The sequence below is a fragment of the Acinetobacter sp. XS-4 genome (genome assembly GCF_023920705.1).
Taxonomy (GTDB): domain Bacteria; phylum Pseudomonadota; class Gammaproteobacteria; order Pseudomonadales; family Moraxellaceae; genus Acinetobacter.
On the sequence record NZ_CP094657.1, the window covers coordinates 585058 to 603997 of the forward strand.

Genomic DNA, 18940 nt, shown 5'->3' on the forward strand with positions numbered 1-18940 from the left:
TATGCATATTGTCTATGTCTCTGATGGTAAGGCAGGGCACCGTTCACAAGCATTAGGCTTGTTTCAGGCAATGCAAAGACAACAGCCAGAAACAACTTTTGAAGAGATCCTTATTTCTGATTTGCCAATTATTTCTTTAATTCAGGCGTTTTTCTCTTCAAAAAAAACGTTATTAAAAAAAGCACCCGATTTTATATTTGGAGTGGGAAGTCACACTCATTTTCGTGTTTGGTTACTCGGCAAAATTTTTAGAAAGGCCAAAACTATTATTTTGATGAAGCCTAACTTACCTGTGGTTTGCTTTGATTATGCTGTTATTCCAGAACATGACGGTATTCATGCCGATAGCCATGTGATTGTCACACGTGGTGCATTAAATCCCATTCGTAATGAAAACCGCCATCAAAAAGACCGAATTTTAATTGCTTTAGGTGGTTCATCTAAACGACATCAATGGAACCCAAATAAAGTATTAAGCAGTGTTCAAAAAATTGTTGATAATAATCCAGACGCTGAAATTATTTTGACAACTTCACGTCGCACGCCAGCAGAATTTATCGATATTTTAAGACAGCAAAGCTTTGCTGGGCATTTACAAATATTCCCAGTTGAGCAAACACCACAGGGTTGGATTTTTGAAGAAATGCAAAAAGCAGAAGCTGTTTGGGTAACAGAAGACAGCGTATCTATGATTTTTGAGGCGCTTACCGCAGGTTGTCGAGTCGGGGTGATGGCAATGGACCGTTTGAAAGACGACCGGATTACCCACTCAGTTGATCAAATGTTAGAATCAAAATTAATTTCACAGCAGACTTGTGTTGTACAGTTACCACAACCTTATGCTTTTAAAGAAGCAGACCGTGTGGCAACATATCTTTTAGCGAAAAATTAAATTTTTTATTTTGAGTAAATAAATGAAAATATTGCATATTGCGAATTTTGGCTTTAATAAACAAGGCGCCCATTTTTACTGCACAGACCGTAAAATTTCTGCCGGATTAATTGAAAATGGCCATTTCGTTTATGACTTTAGTTTTCGTGACATGGCTCGAATGGGAACCATTTTTAAAACAAAAAAACTGGGTGCCAATTGGGCCAATAAAGAAGTACTAAAGGTCGTTAATAATATTGAACCTGATCTGGTACTTATTGGGCATAGTGACTTAATGAGTCCAGATGTCCTCAGACAGATTAAAGAATCTTATCCAAACACTAAAATTGCATTTTGGTATGTTGACCCACTTTATCTCGAAAGCAAACTCGATTTCGTAAAAGCATTTTCACCTTATCTGGACGCTATTTTCTGCACAACAGGTGGAGAATATCTACAAAAATTAAAGCAGCCTCATTTAAGCGTCGCCTATTTGCCAAATGTTGGTCACCGTAATGTAGAAATGCTACAACAATTTTCAAACGCTAACACAGACAAGACTTTTATTTTCTGTGGCGTGGTTTATAAAGAACCTGAGCGTGAGAAGTTCTTAAAAGATTTGGCAGATGCATTGAAACAAGGCCATGTGAACTATCAATATTATGGTTGCTTTGAACAGCCGGGTGTTTACGGTAAAGGTTATTATAAGGTTCTGTCTGAGACAAAAATGGGACTCAATTATTCACGTCGTAACGATGTGACCTTGTATAGTTCTGACCGTATTGTACAACTGACCGGTAATGGTTTATTGACCTTTAGTCCAAGAATTCCGGGCTTTGAGAAGCTCTACACTGAACAGGAAGTGGTTTACTTTGATGATCAGTTCGATTTGGCCAAGAAGATCCAATTCTTTGATCAAAACCCAGATCAGGCTGAAAAAATAGCGAAAGAGGGTTGGGCGAAAACTCGTAGGTCTTTCAATGCTAAACGCATCACCCAATTTATGGTTGAAGTGACATTTAAGCAGCCCCTTTCAGAAGATTATGAATGGTCACATGAGGTTTATGCATGATGTGGTTTTTGTACGTTGCGGTAGGCCTATTAGTACTTGCTGCACTGTTATATGTGCTGGGTAATTATACTTTCTGGCTTCCGTTTCGTTCGAACAAACTACCACGTATTGTCATGCTGCATCAGGTGACACCTAAAGATGCAGCCTCTGGCATGAACATGCCTCCTGAAAAGTTTGAACAACTCTTAACGTTGTTGACGCGTAAAGGGGCTACTTTTTGCTTTGTCTCTGAGCTTGAACAATACCGTAATCAAAAGAATGTCGTTGCTTTAAGTTTTGATGATGGCTTTATGGATAATTATCTTTATGCCTATCCATTACTTAAAAAATATAATGCAAAAGCAACCATTTATTTGGCAACGCAAATTGAAGGAATCGAAAAGCTAACTCATGAGCAAATTCATGAAATGGCGAATTCAGGTTTCATTGAGTTTGGTGCACACACACAACATCATGTGAACTTACTTAAGCTTGATGATCAAACTGCTTTTGACGAAATGTTTCAGTCTAAACAAGATGTTGAAGCACTAGTTGGGAAGTGTCCGAGCTTTGCCTATCCATTTGGTCGATTTAACGAAAAGCACCAAAAAATGGCTCAAGAGATTGGCTTTAAAAACGCAGTATCGACTCGTAAAAAAATCGAAGCCTATGAAGCTGTTAACCAATTTAATATTCCACGTGTCAGCACGCATGGTGCCATGAATGCTTTACAGATGCATATCGCCCTTGCTAAAGGACGTTATAAGTTATGAATAAAATTCCATGTAGTGTCTATATTGTCACTTTAAATTGTGGTGCTTGGTTAGAGCGAACATTACAAAGTGTCAGTGAGTTTGATGAAGTCATTATTTTAGACTCTGGCAGTACTGATAATACTTATGAAATTGCTCAGCGCTTTGAAAACACGCAAATCTCTCATCAAGATTGGCAAGGTTATGCTGGACAAAAAAGTTTGGCTTTAGCAAAGTGCCGTAATGATTGGGTACTCAATTTAGATGGTGATGAAGTCTTATCTAACGAGTTAAAACAAGAAATTGTTGAGACCATTCAGCAGAACAAGCTTGATGCTTTAATTACACCGATTAATGATGTGTTCTTAGGTGTTCCCAACAGCAAACATACTAAAAAACATGCAAAGGTACGTTTTTTTCGCAAGTCTAAAGGACATTATGACCTTGCCAATAAAGTCCATGAAAATGTGATTGTGGAGGGTGAATCTCAACGTGCTCAATATGATATTTATCATTATGGCGAGTCGAGTATTTTCGTTAAAGTCGAAAAAAATAATCAATATTCCAATTTAAAAGCATTAGAGAAATTCCAAAAAGGAAAGTCTCCAAGCGTTGCAAAATTGGTTTTGGTGATGCCAGTGACTTTTCTGAAGTCTTATTTTATTCGCCGTAGTTTCTTAAATGGTTGGCGTGGTTTCGTAAATAGTATGATTAACGCATTTTATGCTTTTCTAAAAGAAGCCAAACTGTTTGAACAGACTATGAATAAAGATAAAAAATAAGTAGGCAAGCTATGAAAATTGTTCAGGTATTGGCAACTAGTGGTGGAATTGGTGGTTTAGAGCAGCACACTTTTAACCTTGTTAATGAGCTTGCTTTAAATCATGAAGTACATGTGATTGCACATCCTTGCTATCTAGACAAATTTAGCCAACAAGTACATTTTCATGCTGTTGATTTTGCACGTAGCCGTTGGAATATTTTTTTACTCTGGCAACTTAAAAATCTTATCCAGCAAATTCAACCTGTTATTGTTCATGCACAAGCAGGAAAGGCGGCTGAGCTGATTGCCCGAATTAAGCCATTTTTATCTGGTCCAAAATTTGTGACAACAGTACATGGTACTAAAAAGAATAAGTCTGCTTATTTAGCAGGTGATGCAGTTATTGCAGTGAGCCAAGCGCTAACACAAGGCATTCCAGAGTCTAAAGCACACGTGGTTTACAACGGGGTCTATCCTCAACCTGTACTTACAACGGAAAATAAAGAAAAATTAGTTCAATCGATTCAAAATGATTTTGCTGAACTAGACACAAGCAAAAAAGTTGTTATGTGTATTGGACGTCTAGAGCCAGTAAAAAATATCAGTTTACTGATTGAGTCGATGCAACAGATTGATGCCAATTTATGGATTATTGGTGATGGTTCACTTCGAGCAAGTTTAGAAAAACAAGTCAGTGAATTAAACAGGCAAGATCGGGTCGCTTTTCTTGGGTTTAGAACCGATGCTCGAGATCTGGTGCAATTAGCAGATATCGTGGTTTTGTCATCAGATCGTGAAGGTTTTCCACTCGTCATGGTCGAAGCTTTACAGGCCGATAAAGCAATGGCTTCAACCAAAGTGAACGGTGTGATTGAGTGGTTGCCAGAGCAATATCTGGCAGAAATTGGAGATGCACAAGGTTTAGCAATAGCGATTAAATGTGCGCTTCAACCTGAGGCTCAAAATGACTTTGGCCCTTTGTATGCAAAAGCCAAGGCTGAACTGACTGTACCAGCCATGGCTGAGCAGACGCTTAATATTTATAAAGGCCTGCTGAAAACTTAATTATTTTTTGGTGTAAGGCGAATGGCATCAAGTACTACGAAGTTATCTTCGACATTAATGGTATGACAACCGTCATCTGCTTGATTCCAGTCTGGTAAAACTACTTCTAGTAATTTTTCTTCATAAGCTGTCGGGCTAAGCTGAGTAATCGCTTTTAATTCGATATTGCCGCCATAACGTTTTAACGAATCTTGGCTTGGTCGAACCAGTTGCCCTTTACAAATAAAAGGTTTACCCGCCATACGGAACTGCTGACTGCCTCGGCACACTGGGTTCATTGGGTGCTCTTGCCAGTTCGGATTTAAAATATCTTCGGTAAAGAATAGATCTAAACGATCACCAAATTTCTTACAATCACGACGCGTTGAAGTAAAAAGATACCATAAGCCTTCATGATAAAAAGGTGTGCTGTCGACTGCTTCGATATTCTCAATCAGATTAGAATGCTTTTCCCATTTCAGTGGAAATTCAGTACATTTCCAAAGTTCAATCGTCTTGTTGGCAGAAGTTTCTGGGATCATGTACCAAGTATCTTTTACTTTGAATACACAAGGATAAGAAAGGTGGTAGTCGAGCTTTAAGATTGTCTCGGGTGGTGCGTAAGTGCCATCTTTAAAAACTTCTAAGACCGAAAGAAAGCCTACTGGATGTTTGTCATCTACTTCTTCAAAGAAAATGAAATGACGACCATTTTCATAAGCATAAAAGCTATCTGCAAATGTAAACTTTTTAGGGGAGTGGATCTCAAAGAGAGAATCTAATTGCTCAAGTGTTGTAAACGGTTGTTCTAACCAGCCAAAACGCATATACCAATGAGAGTCAAAAGATTTTGCTTTTTTTGCTTGTTGGTATTTGTACCATTTTTTTTGAATCAGGCGATTTAGCATTAAATTTTACACTCGATATAACTATAATTAGATAGACTATCCTTGACTCATTTTAACATTTGAATGAAATGAAAAAATATTTAATCAGTATTGAATCTGCTAATAGTGAACGTTTAAAAAAGTTGTACTCTCAAGCAACATTTTACAAATATCGCGATGAATTTAAGCAATTTGGGGTAATCGGTAAAAATTTAAGTGTTAGTGAGTATTTTCAACAGGGTGTAGCAGGCAAGAAAAAACCGATGACGCCTGGTGAGCTTGGTTGTGCCATGTCTCATATTGCTGCACTAAAAGATTTTTTAAATTCTGATGAAGAATATGCCATTATTTTTGAAGATGATGTGATCGAACGTTTTGAAATTGATTTCCAAGATTTAGAAAAACATATTAGTTCTTTGAATCTAGGTCCGTGCTTTTTCCTAAGCTTGGGTGGTATTCAAATGAAAATATGCAATCGTGTTCGAGGAAAGTTTTTACCCGAAGAGTTGTATAACCAAAAAATTCTAAAAGTTGATTATGATTATCTTGAAAAACTAGCCTATGCGTATGCCTATGTTGTAGACCGTAAAATGGCACAAATGTTGGTTGATTATCATCAGCCGATAAAAATTTATGATCACTGGCAAGACCTTGTTGGACGAGGTGATTTCAGTTTCTATGTCAGTTTCTTATTCGATCATCCGATCATCGAAAATAATGATGCGTTAAGTTATTTAGAAAAGGAAAGAAGCTTAATTACACCTATTTCACAAGATGATGGTGATTTGTTACGTTACCTAAGAGTTAAACTAAAGAAATATATACTTAATAAATATATAATTTAGTCGTTTTTTTAGATTTTCTTAGTAATTTTATGATTAAGCAAAAAAATATTATTATCGGGTCAGCAACTGGATACAGTGCTGATCTCATTTCCTCTTTTGTATATTCTTTGGAAAAGACAGACTTTGATGGCGTATTAACTTTAATTATCTATAAAGAGCAAATGACAGAGTTTGTTAATGCATTTTCAGATATCAAAAATTTTAAAATTGAATTTAAAGTTTCAACTATTGGGAAATTTAAATCGAAGTCAAAATACTCAGGTATTTACAAGTTTAAGTTTATAAAAAATATTCTTAAGAAAATTATTGGATTAAGTGTAAATGAAGCAGTTCCTGATTCAAAAATAAAAGCCCTTAAAATCACAGGCTATCCGCATGTGAGTCGCTTTTTTGAATATAATGAAGTTGTTGAAAGCCATCCTGATGCTTCACATGTGCTGCTCAGCGATGTGCGAGATGTTTTTTTTCAGGGTAATCCTTTTCAAGATCTTGGCAAAGGGCTCCTTGTTGGTATGGAAAATCCAGATTATACGATAGGCACTGAGCAATATAATCAAAAATGGATTATCGATGCATATGGAGATGGTTTTTATAATAGTGCGAAAGATGAGCAGGTTTCGTGCTCAGGCGTTACAATTGGAGATATGAACTCGATTAAAGTCTACATCAATAAAATGATTGAAGAATTCTGCAAACAGCCATATCAAAAAATGTCTGAAAGAATTTATGATCAGGCAATGCACAATAAACTATTAATTACCAATGATTTAGCTGATGTAACTCGCTGTCAGCCATTTGAGTCTATTATTGTAACTCTTGGATTGTATCCAATAGATCAAATTACAATTAATGATCAAGGGCTTATTATCAATCGTAACCAAAAAATCATTCCTATTGTCCATCAGCATGACAGACATCCAGAATTGATACAGTTATGTGATAACTATCTTGGGAAATAAATTTTAGGATTATCTAAATTTTATGGGGAAAGCGGATATTAATTTTTATCCGCATTTCCTTTTAAAACCATATAAATCAGTGCAACAAAAATAAGCAATGCACCTGCTAAGCTACTTACGCAGAAATAAAGAATACGTTGACTTGTAGTGATGTTAAATAATTCATTTGCAAGGATATAGCGCATGAAAAACCATTGCGCAAGAGAGAATACAATTACGATTAAAGCATGTCGACGTACATCAGGGCGCATTGCCATAATGAATCACCAAGGGAGAAAAAGTGGTGATATTATGCCACTTGCCCACTTTCATCTCAATAGAGTCTAAATTGAGTCAATTGTGTAGAAAAATTAAAAATATGAATAAATTGTGAATTTTTATTAACATTAATAAACCTTGAATTCCATTTTTTATCTGAAATTTTCTAGTAAATTTCTGTACTTATTTGGATATATGTTTAATGCAGCCTGTTGATTTTGTAATGATTTGGGTAGACTCAACTGATACGAAATGGCAGCAGCAATACTTATATTATAAATCCAAAGAAACTAAAACAAAGGCGTGTGAACTTGTTGATCAATGTCGCTATCGCGACTGGAATAATCTTCATTACTGGTTTCGATCTGTTGAGAAATTTTGTCCGTGGGTTAGAAAAATCCACTTGGTGACTTGTGGCCATTTCCCTGAATTTTTAGTCAAAAATCATCCTAAGTTAAATTTGGTCACACATGATCAAATTATGGAATCAGACTGTTTACCGACATTTAGCTCACATGCTATTGAAATCAATATTCATAAAATTGAGGGGTTAGCAGAGCATTTTGTCTATTTTAATGATGATACTTTTATCAATAGGCCTTTAGAGCCTGAGTTCTTTTTTAGAAATGGTTTACCTTGTGATGGTGTGCGTTTACAGCCACTTATGGTTGTAGGTGAAGAGAACTTTTTAGGCGCAGTTGCCCTAACGGATGTTGCAATAATTAATAAGCATTTTGATAAGCGAAAATTACTTCATAAAAATCCCTATGCACTTTTTAACTATCGCTATTCTATGAGTAGTAATTTGGGTAATTTTTTAAGTTTATATAATCGAAAATTTTCAAGTTTTTATAGTACTCATTTGCCTCAACCTTTTTTGAAATCGGTATTTGAAGAAGTTTGGAAAACTGAAGAAGCTTATTTAAAAGAAGTATCAAGTCATCGATTTAGACAGCCTTTAGATGTTAATCAGTATCTTTTTCGGTTGTGGCAGTTGTGCTCATCCCGCTTTTATCCTGTCAATATATTTGAACGTGGCCAAAACTTTAACTTAAGGCTACAAAATCTTCCTGAAATTAATCAGGTTATTAAGAATGAACAACTTCCACAAATTTGTCTAAATGATGATGAACATGTGGTCGATTTTGAAAAGCTTAAAACAGAAATTATTCAAATTTTTGATCAAAAATTTCAAACGCTCTCAAGTTTTGAAAAAGAAATATCTCATTAAAATTTGAAAATTAATGAATAAAAAACCCCGCATAAGCAGGGTTTTTTATTTGAAAATCTAAAAATTATTTAGATTCTTCAGCTTTTGGCTTCTCACGTAAGCGGATGCCCAAGTCACGAAGCTGATTTGCTTCAACAGGAGCAGGTGCTTGAGTAAGCGGACATTCAGCAGTCTTAGTTTTAGGGAATGCAATAACGTCACGAATAGAAGTCGCGCCAGTCATTAACATTACTAAACGGTCAAGACCAAATGCCAAACCACCGTGAGGAGGAGCACCGTAACGAAGTGCATTTAATAAGAAGCTGAATTTCTCTTCTGCTTCTTCATCAGAAATACCAAGCGCTTCAAAAATCGCTTTTTGCATTTCTAATGTATAAATACGTAGAGAACCACCACCAACTTCAGTACCGTTCAATACCATGTCGTAAGCAACAGAAAGTGCTTCACCTGGATTGCTCTTCACTTCTTCTACGCTTGATTTTGGTAGAGTGAATGGATGGTGAACAGAAGTCCATTTGCCATCGTCAGTTTCTTCAAACATTGGGAAGTCAACAACCCAAAGTGGAGCCCACTCACAAGTTGAAAGATTCAAATCATGGCCAATCTTCACACGAAGCGCGCCCATTGCATCATTTACAACTTTAGCTTTATCAGCACCAAAGAACACGATATCGCCATCTTGTGCACCAACACGTGCCAACAATTCAAGTACGATCGGTTCAATGAATTTCACGATTGGAGATTGAAGACCTTCAATTCCTTTAGCGAGTTCATTAACTTTGATGTAAGCCAAACCTTTTGCACCATAGATGCCAACGAATTTAGTGTATTCATCGATTGCACTACGTGGCAATGCTGCTGCACCCGGAACGCGTAAGGCAACAATACGACCTTTAGGATCTTTTGCAGGACCAGCAAATACTTTGAACTCTACTTCTTGCATTAAGTCTGCAACGTCAACGAGTTTCAACGGAATACGCATATCAGGTTTGTCTGATGCGTAGTCACGCATTGCATCTGCGTAAGTCATACGTTGGAATTTATCGAATTTAACGCCAAGAAGTTCATCGAACATCTTCACAGTTAGGACTTCCATTAAGTCCATAATGTCATCGTCACTCATGAACGATGTTTCAACGTCGATTTGAGTAAATTCTGGTTGACGGTCAGCACGTAAATCTTCGTCGCGGAAACATTTCGCGATTTGGTAGTAACGATCAATACCACCCACCATCAACAATTGTTTGAATAATTGTGGTGATTGTGGAAGTGCATAGAAACTGCCATTTTGTACACGACTTGGTACTAAGTAGTCACGCGCACCTTCAGGTGTTGCACGTGTCAAAATAGGTGTTTCAACGTCTAAGAAACCATTATCTTCGAAATAGTTACGAATAAGATTGGTCAATTTAGAACGGAAGCGTAAACGATCCAACATTTCAGGACGACGAATATCCAAGAAACGATATTTCAAACGAATTTCTTCAGAAATATTGGTATTTTCATCATTTAATGGGAATGGAGGTGTTTCTGAAGCGGCAAGAACTTCGATGTCTTTACCTAAAACTTCAATTTGACCACTCACCATGTTGGCATTTTCAGTCCCTTCATAACGGCGACGAACACGACCTGTAATTTTTAATACATATTCAGAACGTGCTTTATCTGCAGTTGCAAATGCTTCTGGAGTATCTGGATCAATAACCACTTGAACGAGACCATCACGGTCACGCATATCAAGGAAAATAACACCGCCATGGTCGCGGCGACGATGTACCCAACCGCATAGTGTAACGGTTTGGTCGATTTGGGCTTCAGTTAAAGAGCCACAGTAATGAGTTCGCATCATGATGAAAAATATCCAAACTATATTGGCTGAAAAGACGGATGCGTAAACCGCGCACCGTCAAAAAAATAAGTTTTCGATTATGCCTTGTTGCATGGTTTGCCACAAGAACTAGATCAAAAAACCACGGCAATTAACCTGAAAATGAGCAATTTGGTAGCAAATTTTCTGATTCACCCCATTCTTTGTTGCCGATCTAAAAACAAGAATAATAAGCATCCTAAGCTAAAGGTACTTAACCAACCTTGCATAAACTCATTGATAGAACGACCTGTAAAATAATAGGTATCGGCATGCCAAACTTCATGGGGTATGTAGCGTGCATAATCCCAAAGTGAAAATAAACCTAAGACTGTAGATAGAATAAACAGAGTCCATGCGAAAAATTTAATTTTTTTACTTACTTTCCAATGTTGCTTATGGCGCTGGTAATAGTGAATACACATCCAACCGAGAAAAGGTAAGGCAAGAGCAGAGGAGCCAAGTTGTAAAAGACGATGCAAGGGGTACGGATGACCAAAAAAATGAATAGTTGTCGCTAAAACATCTTTAAATACAAATGTTCGAAAGTCTGCATGTGTTAAACCATCCCAAATCAGATGAGTCGCTATTCCGACAATGAGTGCAAATATAACGCCAATGAAAAACATAAAAATACGTTTTAAAGAGCTGAGGCCAAGATCATGTTGCACACCAAAAAAACGGTAAACCACTGGACGATAAAGAAAATACCAAACTGCACAAAAGACGAGGCCTAATGCAAGGTTGGGATAAATCAGACCTTTCCATTGGTGCGTCAGCATGCTGGACTGAACTGTAAATAAGCGGTAAAGATCTGGTGTCATACTGCCAATGGCTAACGCAGCAATCGGTAAAGTGTTTTGGCTAAGCTTGGAAAGAGGTGGTGCTATAACGGCATGAGAGATGGTAAAAGGCATTAGAAATCAAAAATTACTCACATCATTTGGTTAACTAGTCTAACGAATCGTCTAATTAGAAATGTTTTTTATTGCAATACAATTGAAATGTTATAATATAACAAAATAAAACATATCGTGATCCGGGACACATCCAATGCAGTTTTATAAAAATATTTTGACCTTATCCATTTTAGCTGTCATATCCGTTCCTTCGTTTGCAGCAGAAAGTGAAAATGTAGAAAAGTTAGAAACCATTCGAATTAAGGCTCATCCACTTGAGCAAACTTCACAAGATTTTGCTGTTGCAGATACTGTTGTTGACCAAAAGCATTTATCGCAAGGGGCTGCCACCATTGGAGATGCACTTAGTAGTGAAGTAGGAATTTACGCTAATCAGTTTGGGGCTGGTTCGAGTCGTCCAGTGATTCGAGGACAAGATGGACCACGCGTTAAAGTACTCCAAAATTCATCAGAAAATATTGATGTCTCGACCTTGTCTCCTGACCATGCGGTAACGGTAGATCCTGTACTTGCAAAGCAAGTCGAAGTGATTCGAGGCCCTTCAACTTTACTGTTTGGTGCTGGAACAGTAGGCGGTTTAGTCAACGTAATTGATAACAAGATCCCTACGCAAATGCCTGAAAACGGTTATGAAGGACAAGTTGGCTTACGTTACAACACAGGAAGTGATGAAAAACTGGCGAGTGCTGGAGTAACTGTTGGCTTGGGCAACCAAGTCGCGTTACGTGTTGAAGGGTTAACACGTGATGCGAATAACTACATTGCACCAAATTACATTCATGAAGGTGTAAAAGAGCGCCGTGTAGACAATACTTTTGCTCAGGGCGATTCAGTTAACGTTGGATTGTCTTGGATTTATGACGGTGGTTATACGGGTATTTCTTATAGCAACCGTCGCGATCAATATGGCTTACCAGGGCATAGTCATGAATATGAAAGTTGTAGTGCTCATCTAGGTGGAAGAGCACATTTGCATTGTGGAGACCATGATCATGAAGAGGGTGAAGAAGCTCACGATCATGAACATGAAGAACATGATCACGAACATGGCGGCCCATGGATTGACTTAAAATCTGAGCGTTATGATTTTAAAACTGAGTTAAATGATCCATTTGCTGGCTTCCAAAAGTTACGTGCACAAGCGAGCTATACTGACTATCAGCATGATGAAATTGAAGAGGGAGCAATTGCAACCCGATTCCAAAACAAAGGTTATGACGGGCGTGTTGAGTTAGTACATAACCCGATTGCAAGTTGGGAAGGGGTGATCGGTGCACAGTTAGGCCAACAAAAACTGAATTTAACTGGCGAAGAAGCATTTATGGCACCGACCACTACCAAAAAGTGGAGCGTATTTGCTTTAGAACATAAACAATGGAAAGACGTACATTTTGAGCTTTCTGCACGTGCAGATCAGCAAGAAGTTGATGTAGACGATAACTCTAAACAAGATTTTGATGGCTCTGCATTTTCCTACGCAGGTGCTGCGAATTGGGAGTTTGCACCAAACTATAAACTCTCTTTTGTCGCTTCACATCAAGAGCGTTTACCTTTAGCTCAAGAGTTATATGCAAATGGTGGGCACTTTGCGACAAATACTTATGAGTTAGGAAATGATCAACTCAGTAAGGAAAAATCGAATAATGTTGAGTTAGGTTTTCATTTTGATAACAACAAACTTGATTACCATCTTCATGTTTACCATAACTGGTTTGATGACTACATCTATGCGCAAACCCTTGACCGTTATAAAGACTTCCGTTTAGTTCAATATACTCAAGATAAAGCACGCTTCTATGGTGCAGAGGGTGAAATTGGTTATCAAATTACCCCAATGTACAAAATCAGTGCTTTTGGTGATTATGTACGCGGTAAAATTGATGCAGAGGGTAACGCTCCGCGTATTCCCGCAGGACGTTTAGGTACTAAAGTCGATGCAGATTTTGGTGATGGTTTTAGTGGTTCTGCCGAGTATTATCATGTCTTTAACCAAGACAAGATCGCAGCTTACGAGACTGACACTGAAGGCTATAACATGCTCAATCTTGGGGTGGCATATTCTGGGCAATATGGTGCAAAAACAGATTATCGTGTTTATATGAAAGCAAATAACTTGTTAGATGACACGGTCTATCAACATGCATCGTTCTTATCAAATATTCCACAAGTTGGACGCAATTTTACGGTAGGTGTTGATTTTAGTTTTTAAGGTTTTAACACGAAACTAAACTTGAAAAATCAATCCAAAAGACCTAATTTGAAAGCATCAAGTTAGGTCTTTTTTATGCGTATTTTTCAAAGAATTCATCAAAAAATAAATTGGTCAGGGCGTCGTTATATGGCGATATTACTTTGCGTTGTTGCTATTGCATATCTTGCATCGGCAATTTACCACACAGTAAAACCATTGCCACAAGGGATCAACTTTAGTGGCAAGCTTAGACATGCCGATGTCAAATTTTTAGCAGATAAAACCTACCTTGACGCAAAAGGGCAACAACAGGTTGATCAGCACATCTTTAATGAAATCTTGAAAATGATTGATGAGGCAAAAACCACGGTTGTGGTCGATATGTTCTTGTTTAATTCAGAAGTGGGTGACTCAAAACTGAAGCAAAGACCACTGATGCAAGAGTTAACTGATGCATTAGTAAGTAAAAAAAGACAAAATCGCCAAATCCAGATTGTATTAATTACTGACCCGATTAACTCGGTATATGGTGGTTTAAACCCTGAACATTACCGTCAGTTACGTCAAGCAGGTGTAGATGTGATTGAAACCAATTTAGGCCCTTTACGTGCTTCTAATCCATTCTGGTCAGGCTTATGGTACATCTGCTGTCAGAATGTTGGAAATAACCCTGAAAAAGGCTGGTTACCAAATCCATTTGGTGATGAAAAAATTACACTGCGCAGTTATTTGAACTTATTTAACTTTAAGGCGAATCACCGTAAAACTGTAGTTGTCGATACCGATGCTGGTTGGAAGTCGCTGGTGACTTCAGCAAATCCACATGATGGTAGTTCTAGACACTCAAATGTTGCATTAGTTGTAACAGGAGCGACAGCCGCAGATGTTTTACAATCTGAAGCTGCGGTTGCACGAATGTCAGGTAGTAGTTCTCCATCGCTCATTTTAGGTGACTTTGAAAAAGACGTAACCAAACCTCAAGTTCAGGTGTTAACTGAAGGGGCGATTTATCAATCTGTATTGAAATTGATTAACTCAGCTAAGCCTAAAGAGCATCTTGATTTAAGTATGTTCTATTTATCTGAACGCAAGATTATTCAGGCTCTAAAAAATGCTCAAGAAAGAGGGGTTATTGTCCGAGTTTTACTTGATCCAAATAAAGATGCATTTGGTCGACAAAAGAATGGTATTCCAAACCGTCAGGTGGCTTCAGAGCTACATGCTGTGGGCATTCCAATCCGTTGGTGTGACACACATGGTGAGCAGAACCATAGCAAAATGATTTTGAAATATAACGACCAACAAGCTGAGTTGATTGTAGGGTCTGCTAATTTTACAGCTCGTAATTTAAAAAATTACAACCTTGAAACTGATATGTTGGTTGTGGGTAAAGTTCAAAATCAGGTCTTTAAAGATGCTCAAGATTACTTCAATACCTCTTGGTCAAACCTACAAGGTAGACAGATGAGCGTGGATTACGCGAAGTATGCAGATGAGTCTAAAGTGAAGTATTGGATTTATCGTTTTATGGAATGGTCAGGGTTGTCGACTTTCTAAGCTTAGGTTTATATAAAGCTTGAGGCTCTATCTTCACGACGGAGTCTTAATTAGTTTGATTCTAAACTTGGAGCTTATTCGTTACTTTGGTTTTGCCCAAAGTAACCAAAGGCATTTGTCATCCACAAAACCTGTTCAATACCTTCATTTAACCGATTTTATTGCAAAAACAATATATTCATAAATTTCGGTCAGGTTGTGGATGACATTTAGCACCAGCGAATATTGGAAAATATTTAATTTCTATATCACTTAGCCTATCCCATCATTCAAATAATTTAAGGCGCTGGAGGAATCAACTGATCCAAAGTCTTATCATCTAAATTTTCCAACTCACTCAAATCAGTCTTAATCTTCCACTGCGACTCATCATCAACAGGATTTGGTAAACGTGCCTCAAGCCAGTCACAAACCACATCTGGGTTAAATTCAGGATGATTACACTGAATAATCCACGATAAAAAATCTTTTGCTTCACCATTCATATAAGGCGGTGGAGAAACAGGGAAGAATAACGTCGGTAGACGTTCATTGGTTGATAGGTAATTTAAAACATGTCCTAATTCTTGAACTGTTTGCCATGCTAAAGGATGTTCCACATCAATACTGAACTTAAACCACCAAGCATGTTCGCCATCTGCTCCATGTGCCATGATACGGGCTTCTTGTACGGTTGGAACTTTGCAAAAAAATTGATGAAGACGTTCAAAACTGATTTCAGACACAGCAATTGACCTAGTTTGAAAAATGGTAATGGTAGCACAGATACAGATTCTTCATATTTTCTTTATAGTCATTACAAACAATATCAATCAAAGCCGTTTTATTCATGGTTTCTCCTTGACTCTCTTTTAATCTAGGTTCAGATCAAGATAAAAGGAAATAGGCCATGAAAAAGCCAATCGTTCTTGTACTTTCAACATTAATGTTGGGTATGTCAGCTACTGCGATGGCCGATACAAGTCATCGTTGGGACAATAATCATGGTAAAAACTATGATCGATATGAACATCGTGATGACCGCCGTCATGACTACCGAAATGATCATCGTGCTCCACAGTGGTCAAATGCCGATCGTGGTAAGCACTATGGCCGATATGTAGCATTTAAGCGTGGCGATCGTGTTCCAGCAGAATACCGCAATAGTCGCTATTATGTTTCAGACTGGAGATCGCATCGTTTGTATGAGCCACCACGTGGATACCGTTGGGTTAAAACACCGAATCAATATTTACTCGTAGACTCAAAACACCAAATTTATCGTGTCCGTTAATTTTGAAATCTAGAATATATAAATGGCCTCAATATTGAGGCCATTTTTTTATGCTAATTCATCATCTTGAGGCTGAGGGGGCTTTAAGGGTGTTGGTGTTTTTGCATGTTTCTCTTTCATTACTGAAGGATAGTTCCAAGATGCAAAACGAACAACCAAAATAGACAGGGCTAAAATAAGAATTGAGCCGGTAATAATGACTTGATCCATATCCGCTTTATGGTCATGTTGAATATCTGAAATGAGTAGGCGGGTTAAGGCCGTAATCGCAACATAAATAAGAAAGCGTACAGGCATATGATTGGTTTTAAAGTAAATTCCAACCATCGCACCAAGTTCTAAGTATATAAATAATAATAAAATATCATCAATTGAAGCATACTTTTTGACAGTCAAAATTTCAAAAACAGTATTGGCTGCGGACCAAGCCACCATACATCCAATAATAAACAGGGCTAAATAGTGGAAGGCTTCTACGGCGTAATGACCAAAACGGTCAAGTATTCGCTCGTATTTTTTAGGATCAGGCATAGTAAGATCTTTTGTTTGTTTCTTAATGTTTAGAAATTAAACAAATTTCATGCCAATGGAAATAGTAAATACAAAATAAAAAAGCGTCTGAATATTCAGGCGCTTTTTTATAAAGAACTTAATTAAGCTTGATTCGTGAAGTAGTCTTCGCTGAAGCCCATAATTAAGTCAGAACCCGCTTTAATTTTAGCAATACGTGCATCAATATCCGGCAAGATACGATCAGCAAAGTATTGAGCTAAAGCAAGTTTGTTTTGGTAGAAATCACCAGACTTATCTTTTGCTGCCGCTGCAATTTTCGCAAACATAAACGCGAAGCTAAGTAGGCCAACTGCATGTAAATAATCAACAGCAGCGGCATTTGGGAAGTCTACGTTTTCAGCAGCTTGTTCAATAATAAACTGAGTAATTGCTTCGATTTCGGTTGCAGCATCTAAAGTTGCATCTTTAATGAAGTTCAAATCGGTGTCTAAGTCATTTGCAAAGTCACGAATTTCAGTAATATATTCAGCAATGAACGCACCACCACATTTAATGGTTTTACGACCAATTAAATCTTGAGACTGAACGCCGTTCGTTCCTTCGTAGATTTGAGCAATACGAAGATCACGGATACATTGTTCCATACCCCATTCACGAATATAACCGTGACCACCAAACACCATTTGAGCATCTAAAGTTGCTTGGAATGCAGTATCTGTGAGGTAAGCTTTAGCAATTGGTGTTAAAAGCGCAACGCGATTATTGGCTTTTTTCACAGCTTCGGCATCAGTTGAGAACTTAGTAATATCGAGCTGTTGACCTACATAGACTGCAAAAGCACGTGATGCTTCATTGTTTGCACGTACGTTTAACAACATACGACGAACATCACCATGGACTAAAATGCTGTCAGCAGGTTTATTTGGTGATTGAACACCAGCTGCGCTACGACCTTGTAAGCGGTCAGTCGCATATTGCGCTGCATTTTGATAAGCAAATTCAGATGCGCCTAAACCTTGGATACCCATAGATAAACGTTCGTAGTTCATCATGACAAACATGGCAGCAAGACCTTCGTTTTCTTTACCAACAAGATAACCTTTTGCTGCATCAAAGTTCATCACACAAGTTGCAGACGCTTTAATCCCCATTTTATGCTCGATAGAACCTGGGCCAACTAGGTTGCGTTCACCTAATGAACCATCTTCATTCACCAAATACTTTGGTACGATGAATAAAGAAATACCACGTGAACCCGCAGGGGCATCTGGAGTCTTAGCAAGTACTAAATGAATAATGTTTTCTGCTAAATCATTGTCACCACCAGTAATGAAAATTTTAGTACCTGTAATGTTATAAGTACCATCTTCATTAGGTTCTGCTTTAGTTTTAATAATACCTAAGTCAGTACCTGCATGTGGCTCGGTTAAGCACATCGTGCCTGACCATTCACCTGAATAAATCTTAGGTAAGTAAGTTTCTTTTTGTTCTTGAGATGCATAGCTGTTTAAAGCCATGCCTGCACCCACAGAAAGAAGCGGGTAGAGCATGAATGATGGGTTAGTTGCAAATAACATTTCATCAGAAAGAACGGTGAGCATTTTTGGCATGCCTTGACCGCCCCATTCTTCATCGGCACCTAAGCCAATCCAACCACCTTCTGCATATTGACGGAATGCATCTTTAAAACCAGCTGGTGTGAACACCTCGCCGTTTTCATAGCGAGCGCCTTCTTCATCACCGGTACGGTTTAATGGATGAGTCACGTTCTGAGCAAATTTAGCCATTTCTTCTAAAATTGCTTCAGCTGTTGCAGCATCTACATGAGCGAGTTTCTCATTAGACTGCCAAAATTGTTCTGCTTTAAATACATCATTTAAGATGAATTTCATATCAGCTAAAGGAGCATTGTAAATTGGCATAATCGTTCACCTTTTTTGTGCACATTGGCCTGTGCT

18 protein-coding genes are annotated in these 18940 nt (G+C 37.8%); 11 read left to right on the plus strand and 7 right to left on the minus strand.

Translation table 11 applies throughout. The features are described from left to right. The first annotated feature begins 1 nt into the window (after position 1). The 5 genes from MMY79_RS02895 to MMY79_RS02915 are packed head-to-tail and all read left to right on the plus strand — an operon-like array spanning position 2 to position 4502. Positions 2 to 892 (plus strand): ELM1/GtrOC1 family putative glycosyltransferase, encoded by an 891-nt coding sequence (locus tag MMY79_RS02895; RefSeq protein WP_252611858.1) that lies wholly within the window; start codon positions 2 to 4, stop codon positions 890 to 892. 22 nt (positions 893 to 914) lie between these two features. Beyond that, on the plus strand, positions 915 to 1943 hold the full coding sequence (locus MMY79_RS02900; protein WP_252611861.1) for a glycosyltransferase: 1029 nt from the start codon (positions 915 to 917) through the stop codon (positions 1941 to 1943). Further along, positions 1940 to 2695: a polysaccharide deacetylase family protein gene (locus MMY79_RS02905; RefSeq protein WP_252611862.1), complete on the plus strand. Its 756-nt coding sequence runs from the start codon at positions 1940 to 1942 to the stop codon at positions 2693 to 2695. Before MMY79_RS02900 ends, MMY79_RS02905 begins: the two co-directional genes overlap by 4 nt. Then, positions 2692 to 3456 (plus strand): glycosyltransferase family 2 protein, encoded by a 765-nt coding sequence (locus MMY79_RS02910; protein WP_252611864.1) that lies wholly within the window; start codon positions 2692 to 2694, stop codon positions 3454 to 3456. The genes MMY79_RS02905 and MMY79_RS02910 overlap by 4 nt, the downstream gene beginning before the upstream one ends. 11 nt (positions 3457 to 3467) lie before the next feature. Next, entirely contained in the window at positions 3468 to 4502 is a 1035-nt protein-coding gene (locus MMY79_RS02915; protein ID WP_252611866.1) for a glycosyltransferase, read from the plus strand. On the opposite strand, the gene ghy is transcribed toward MMY79_RS02915, so the two are convergent. Further along, entirely contained in the window at positions 4499 to 5389 is an 891-nt protein-coding gene (gene ghy, locus MMY79_RS02920) for a glycosyl hydrolase Ghy (RefSeq protein ID WP_252611868.1), read from the minus strand. The genes MMY79_RS02915 and ghy overlap by 4 nt on opposite strands. 68 nt (positions 5390 to 5457) lie before the next feature. On the opposite strand from ghy, the gene MMY79_RS02925 reads away from it, so the two are divergent. Both MMY79_RS02925 and MMY79_RS02930 read left to right on the plus strand, forming a co-directional pair. Next, complete coding sequence (locus MMY79_RS02925) at positions 5458 to 6213, plus strand: glycosyltransferase family 25 protein (protein ID WP_252611871.1); 756 nt, start codon at positions 5458 to 5460, stop codon at positions 6211 to 6213. A 29-nt stretch (positions 6214 to 6242) separates the two neighbouring features. Beyond that, positions 6243 to 7172: a lipooligosaccharide outer core biosynthesis glycosyltransferase GtrOC6 gene (locus MMY79_RS02930; RefSeq protein ID WP_252611873.1), complete on the plus strand. Its 930-nt coding sequence runs from the start codon at positions 6243 to 6245 to the stop codon at positions 7170 to 7172. A 38-nt stretch (positions 7173 to 7210) separates the two neighbouring features. Here MMY79_RS02930 and MMY79_RS02935 read toward each other — a convergent pair whose 3' ends face one another. Continuing rightward, positions 7211 to 7429 carry a hypothetical protein gene (locus MMY79_RS02935; RefSeq protein ID WP_174732785.1) on the minus strand — a complete coding sequence of 73 codons (219 nt, stop codon included), beginning with the start codon at positions 7427 to 7429 and terminating at the stop codon, positions 7211 to 7213. 203 nt (positions 7430 to 7632) lie between these two features. Between MMY79_RS02935 and MMY79_RS02940 the strand changes: the two genes are divergently transcribed. Beyond that, a complete protein-coding gene (locus MMY79_RS02940; protein WP_252611875.1) occupies positions 7633 to 8661 on the plus strand; it encodes a stealth conserved region 3 domain-containing protein in 1029 nt (342 codons plus the stop codon). A gap of 64 nt (positions 8662 to 8725) precedes the next feature. Here MMY79_RS02940 and aspS read toward each other — a convergent pair whose 3' ends face one another. Then, positions 8726 to 10510 (minus strand): aspartate--tRNA ligase, encoded by a 1785-nt coding sequence (gene aspS, locus MMY79_RS02945; RefSeq protein ID WP_252611879.1) that lies wholly within the window; start codon positions 10508 to 10510, stop codon positions 8726 to 8728. 170 nt (positions 10511 to 10680) lie between these two features. Next, a complete protein-coding gene (locus tag MMY79_RS02950) occupies positions 10681 to 11445 on the minus strand; it encodes a DUF4184 family protein (RefSeq protein WP_252611881.1) in 765 nt (254 codons plus the stop codon). A gap of 136 nt (positions 11446 to 11581) precedes the next feature. Here MMY79_RS02950 and znuD point away from each other — a divergent pair, with 136 nt between their 5' ends. Further along, positions 11582 to 13657: a zinc piracy TonB-dependent receptor ZnuD gene (gene znuD / locus MMY79_RS02955; RefSeq protein WP_252611884.1), complete on the plus strand. Its 2076-nt coding sequence runs from the start codon at positions 11582 to 11584 to the stop codon at positions 13655 to 13657. Between the two features lie 75 nt (positions 13658 to 13732). Beyond that, positions 13733 to 15196: a phospholipase D family protein gene (locus MMY79_RS02960; protein WP_252611886.1), complete on the plus strand. Its 1464-nt coding sequence runs from the start codon at positions 13733 to 13735 to the stop codon at positions 15194 to 15196. Positions 15197 to 15474: 278 nt separating this feature from the next. Here MMY79_RS02960 and MMY79_RS02965 read toward each other — a convergent pair whose 3' ends face one another. Beyond that, complete coding sequence (locus MMY79_RS02965) at positions 15475 to 15921, minus strand: hypothetical protein (RefSeq protein WP_252611890.1); 447 nt, start codon at positions 15919 to 15921, stop codon at positions 15475 to 15477. 164 nt (positions 15922 to 16085) lie between these two features. Here MMY79_RS02965 and MMY79_RS02970 point away from each other — a divergent pair, with 164 nt between their 5' ends. Further along, on the plus strand, positions 16086 to 16469 hold the full coding sequence (locus tag MMY79_RS02970) for an RcnB family protein (protein ID WP_004789127.1): 384 nt from the start codon (positions 16086 to 16088) through the stop codon (positions 16467 to 16469). A gap of 48 nt (positions 16470 to 16517) precedes the next feature. Here the strand turns inward: MMY79_RS02970 and MMY79_RS02975 are convergent, their stop codons facing one another. Continuing rightward, positions 16518 to 17000, minus strand: coding sequence for a phosphate-starvation-inducible PsiE family protein (locus MMY79_RS02975; protein WP_004789131.1), 483 nt, complete (start codon positions 16998 to 17000; stop codon positions 16518 to 16520). Between the two features lie 122 nt (positions 17001 to 17122). Beyond that, on the minus strand, positions 17123 to 18904 hold the full coding sequence (locus MMY79_RS02980; protein ID WP_252611892.1) for an acyl-CoA dehydrogenase C-terminal domain-containing protein: 1782 nt from the start codon (positions 18902 to 18904) through the stop codon (positions 17123 to 17125). Positions 18905 to 18940: the final 36 nt, after the last annotated feature.

Excerpts from the sequence above, each read along its gene's own strand:
- MMY79_RS02925 (WP_252611871.1), top strand. The coding sequence starts at position 5,458 with ATGAAAAAATATTTAATCAGTATTGAATCTGCTAATAGTGAACGTTTA.
- znuD (WP_252611884.1), top strand. The coding sequence starts at position 11,582 with ATGCAGTTTTATAAAAATATTTTGACCTTATCCATTTTAGCTGTCATA.
- MMY79_RS02910 (WP_252611864.1), top strand. The coding sequence starts at position 2,692 with ATGAATAAAATTCCATGTAGTGTCTATATTGTCACTTTAAATTGTGGT.
- MMY79_RS02940 (WP_252611875.1), top strand. The coding sequence starts at position 7,633 with ATGCAGCCTGTTGATTTTGTAATGATTTGGGTAGACTCAACTGATACG.
- ghy (WP_252611868.1), bottom strand. The coding sequence starts at position 5,389 with ATGCTAAATCGCCTGATTCAAAAAAAATGGTACAAATACCAACAAGCA.
- MMY79_RS02960 (WP_252611886.1), top strand. The coding sequence starts at position 13,733 with ATGCGTATTTTTCAAAGAATTCATCAAAAAATAAATTGGTCAGGGCGT.
- MMY79_RS02930 (WP_252611873.1), top strand. The coding sequence starts at position 6,243 with ATGATTAAGCAAAAAAATATTATTATCGGGTCAGCAACTGGATACAGT.
- MMY79_RS02950 (WP_252611881.1), bottom strand. The coding sequence starts at position 11,445 with ATGCCTTTTACCATCTCTCATGCCGTTATAGCACCACCTCTTTCCAAG.
- MMY79_RS02970 (WP_004789127.1), top strand. The coding sequence starts at position 16,086 with ATGAAAAAGCCAATCGTTCTTGTACTTTCAACATTAATGTTGGGTATG.
- MMY79_RS02900 (WP_252611861.1), top strand. The coding sequence starts at position 915 with ATGAAAATATTGCATATTGCGAATTTTGGCTTTAATAAACAAGGCGCC.
- MMY79_RS02980 (WP_252611892.1), bottom strand. The coding sequence starts at position 18,904 with ATGCCAATTTACAATGCTCCTTTAGCTGATATGAAATTCATCTTAAAT.
- MMY79_RS02915 (WP_252611866.1), top strand. The coding sequence starts at position 3,468 with ATGAAAATTGTTCAGGTATTGGCAACTAGTGGTGGAATTGGTGGTTTA.
- MMY79_RS02975 (WP_004789131.1), bottom strand. The coding sequence starts at position 17,000 with ATGCCTGATCCTAAAAAATACGAGCGAATACTTGACCGTTTTGGTCAT.
- aspS (WP_252611879.1), bottom strand. The coding sequence starts at position 10,510 with ATGATGCGAACTCATTACTGTGGCTCTTTAACTGAAGCCCAAATCGAC.
- MMY79_RS02905 (WP_252611862.1), top strand. The coding sequence starts at position 1,940 with ATGATGTGGTTTTTGTACGTTGCGGTAGGCCTATTAGTACTTGCTGCA.
- MMY79_RS02935 (WP_174732785.1), bottom strand. The coding sequence starts at position 7,429 with ATGGCAATGCGCCCTGATGTACGTCGACATGCTTTAATCGTAATTGTA.
- MMY79_RS02895 (WP_252611858.1), top strand. The coding sequence starts at position 2 with ATGCATATTGTCTATGTCTCTGATGGTAAGGCAGGGCACCGTTCACAA.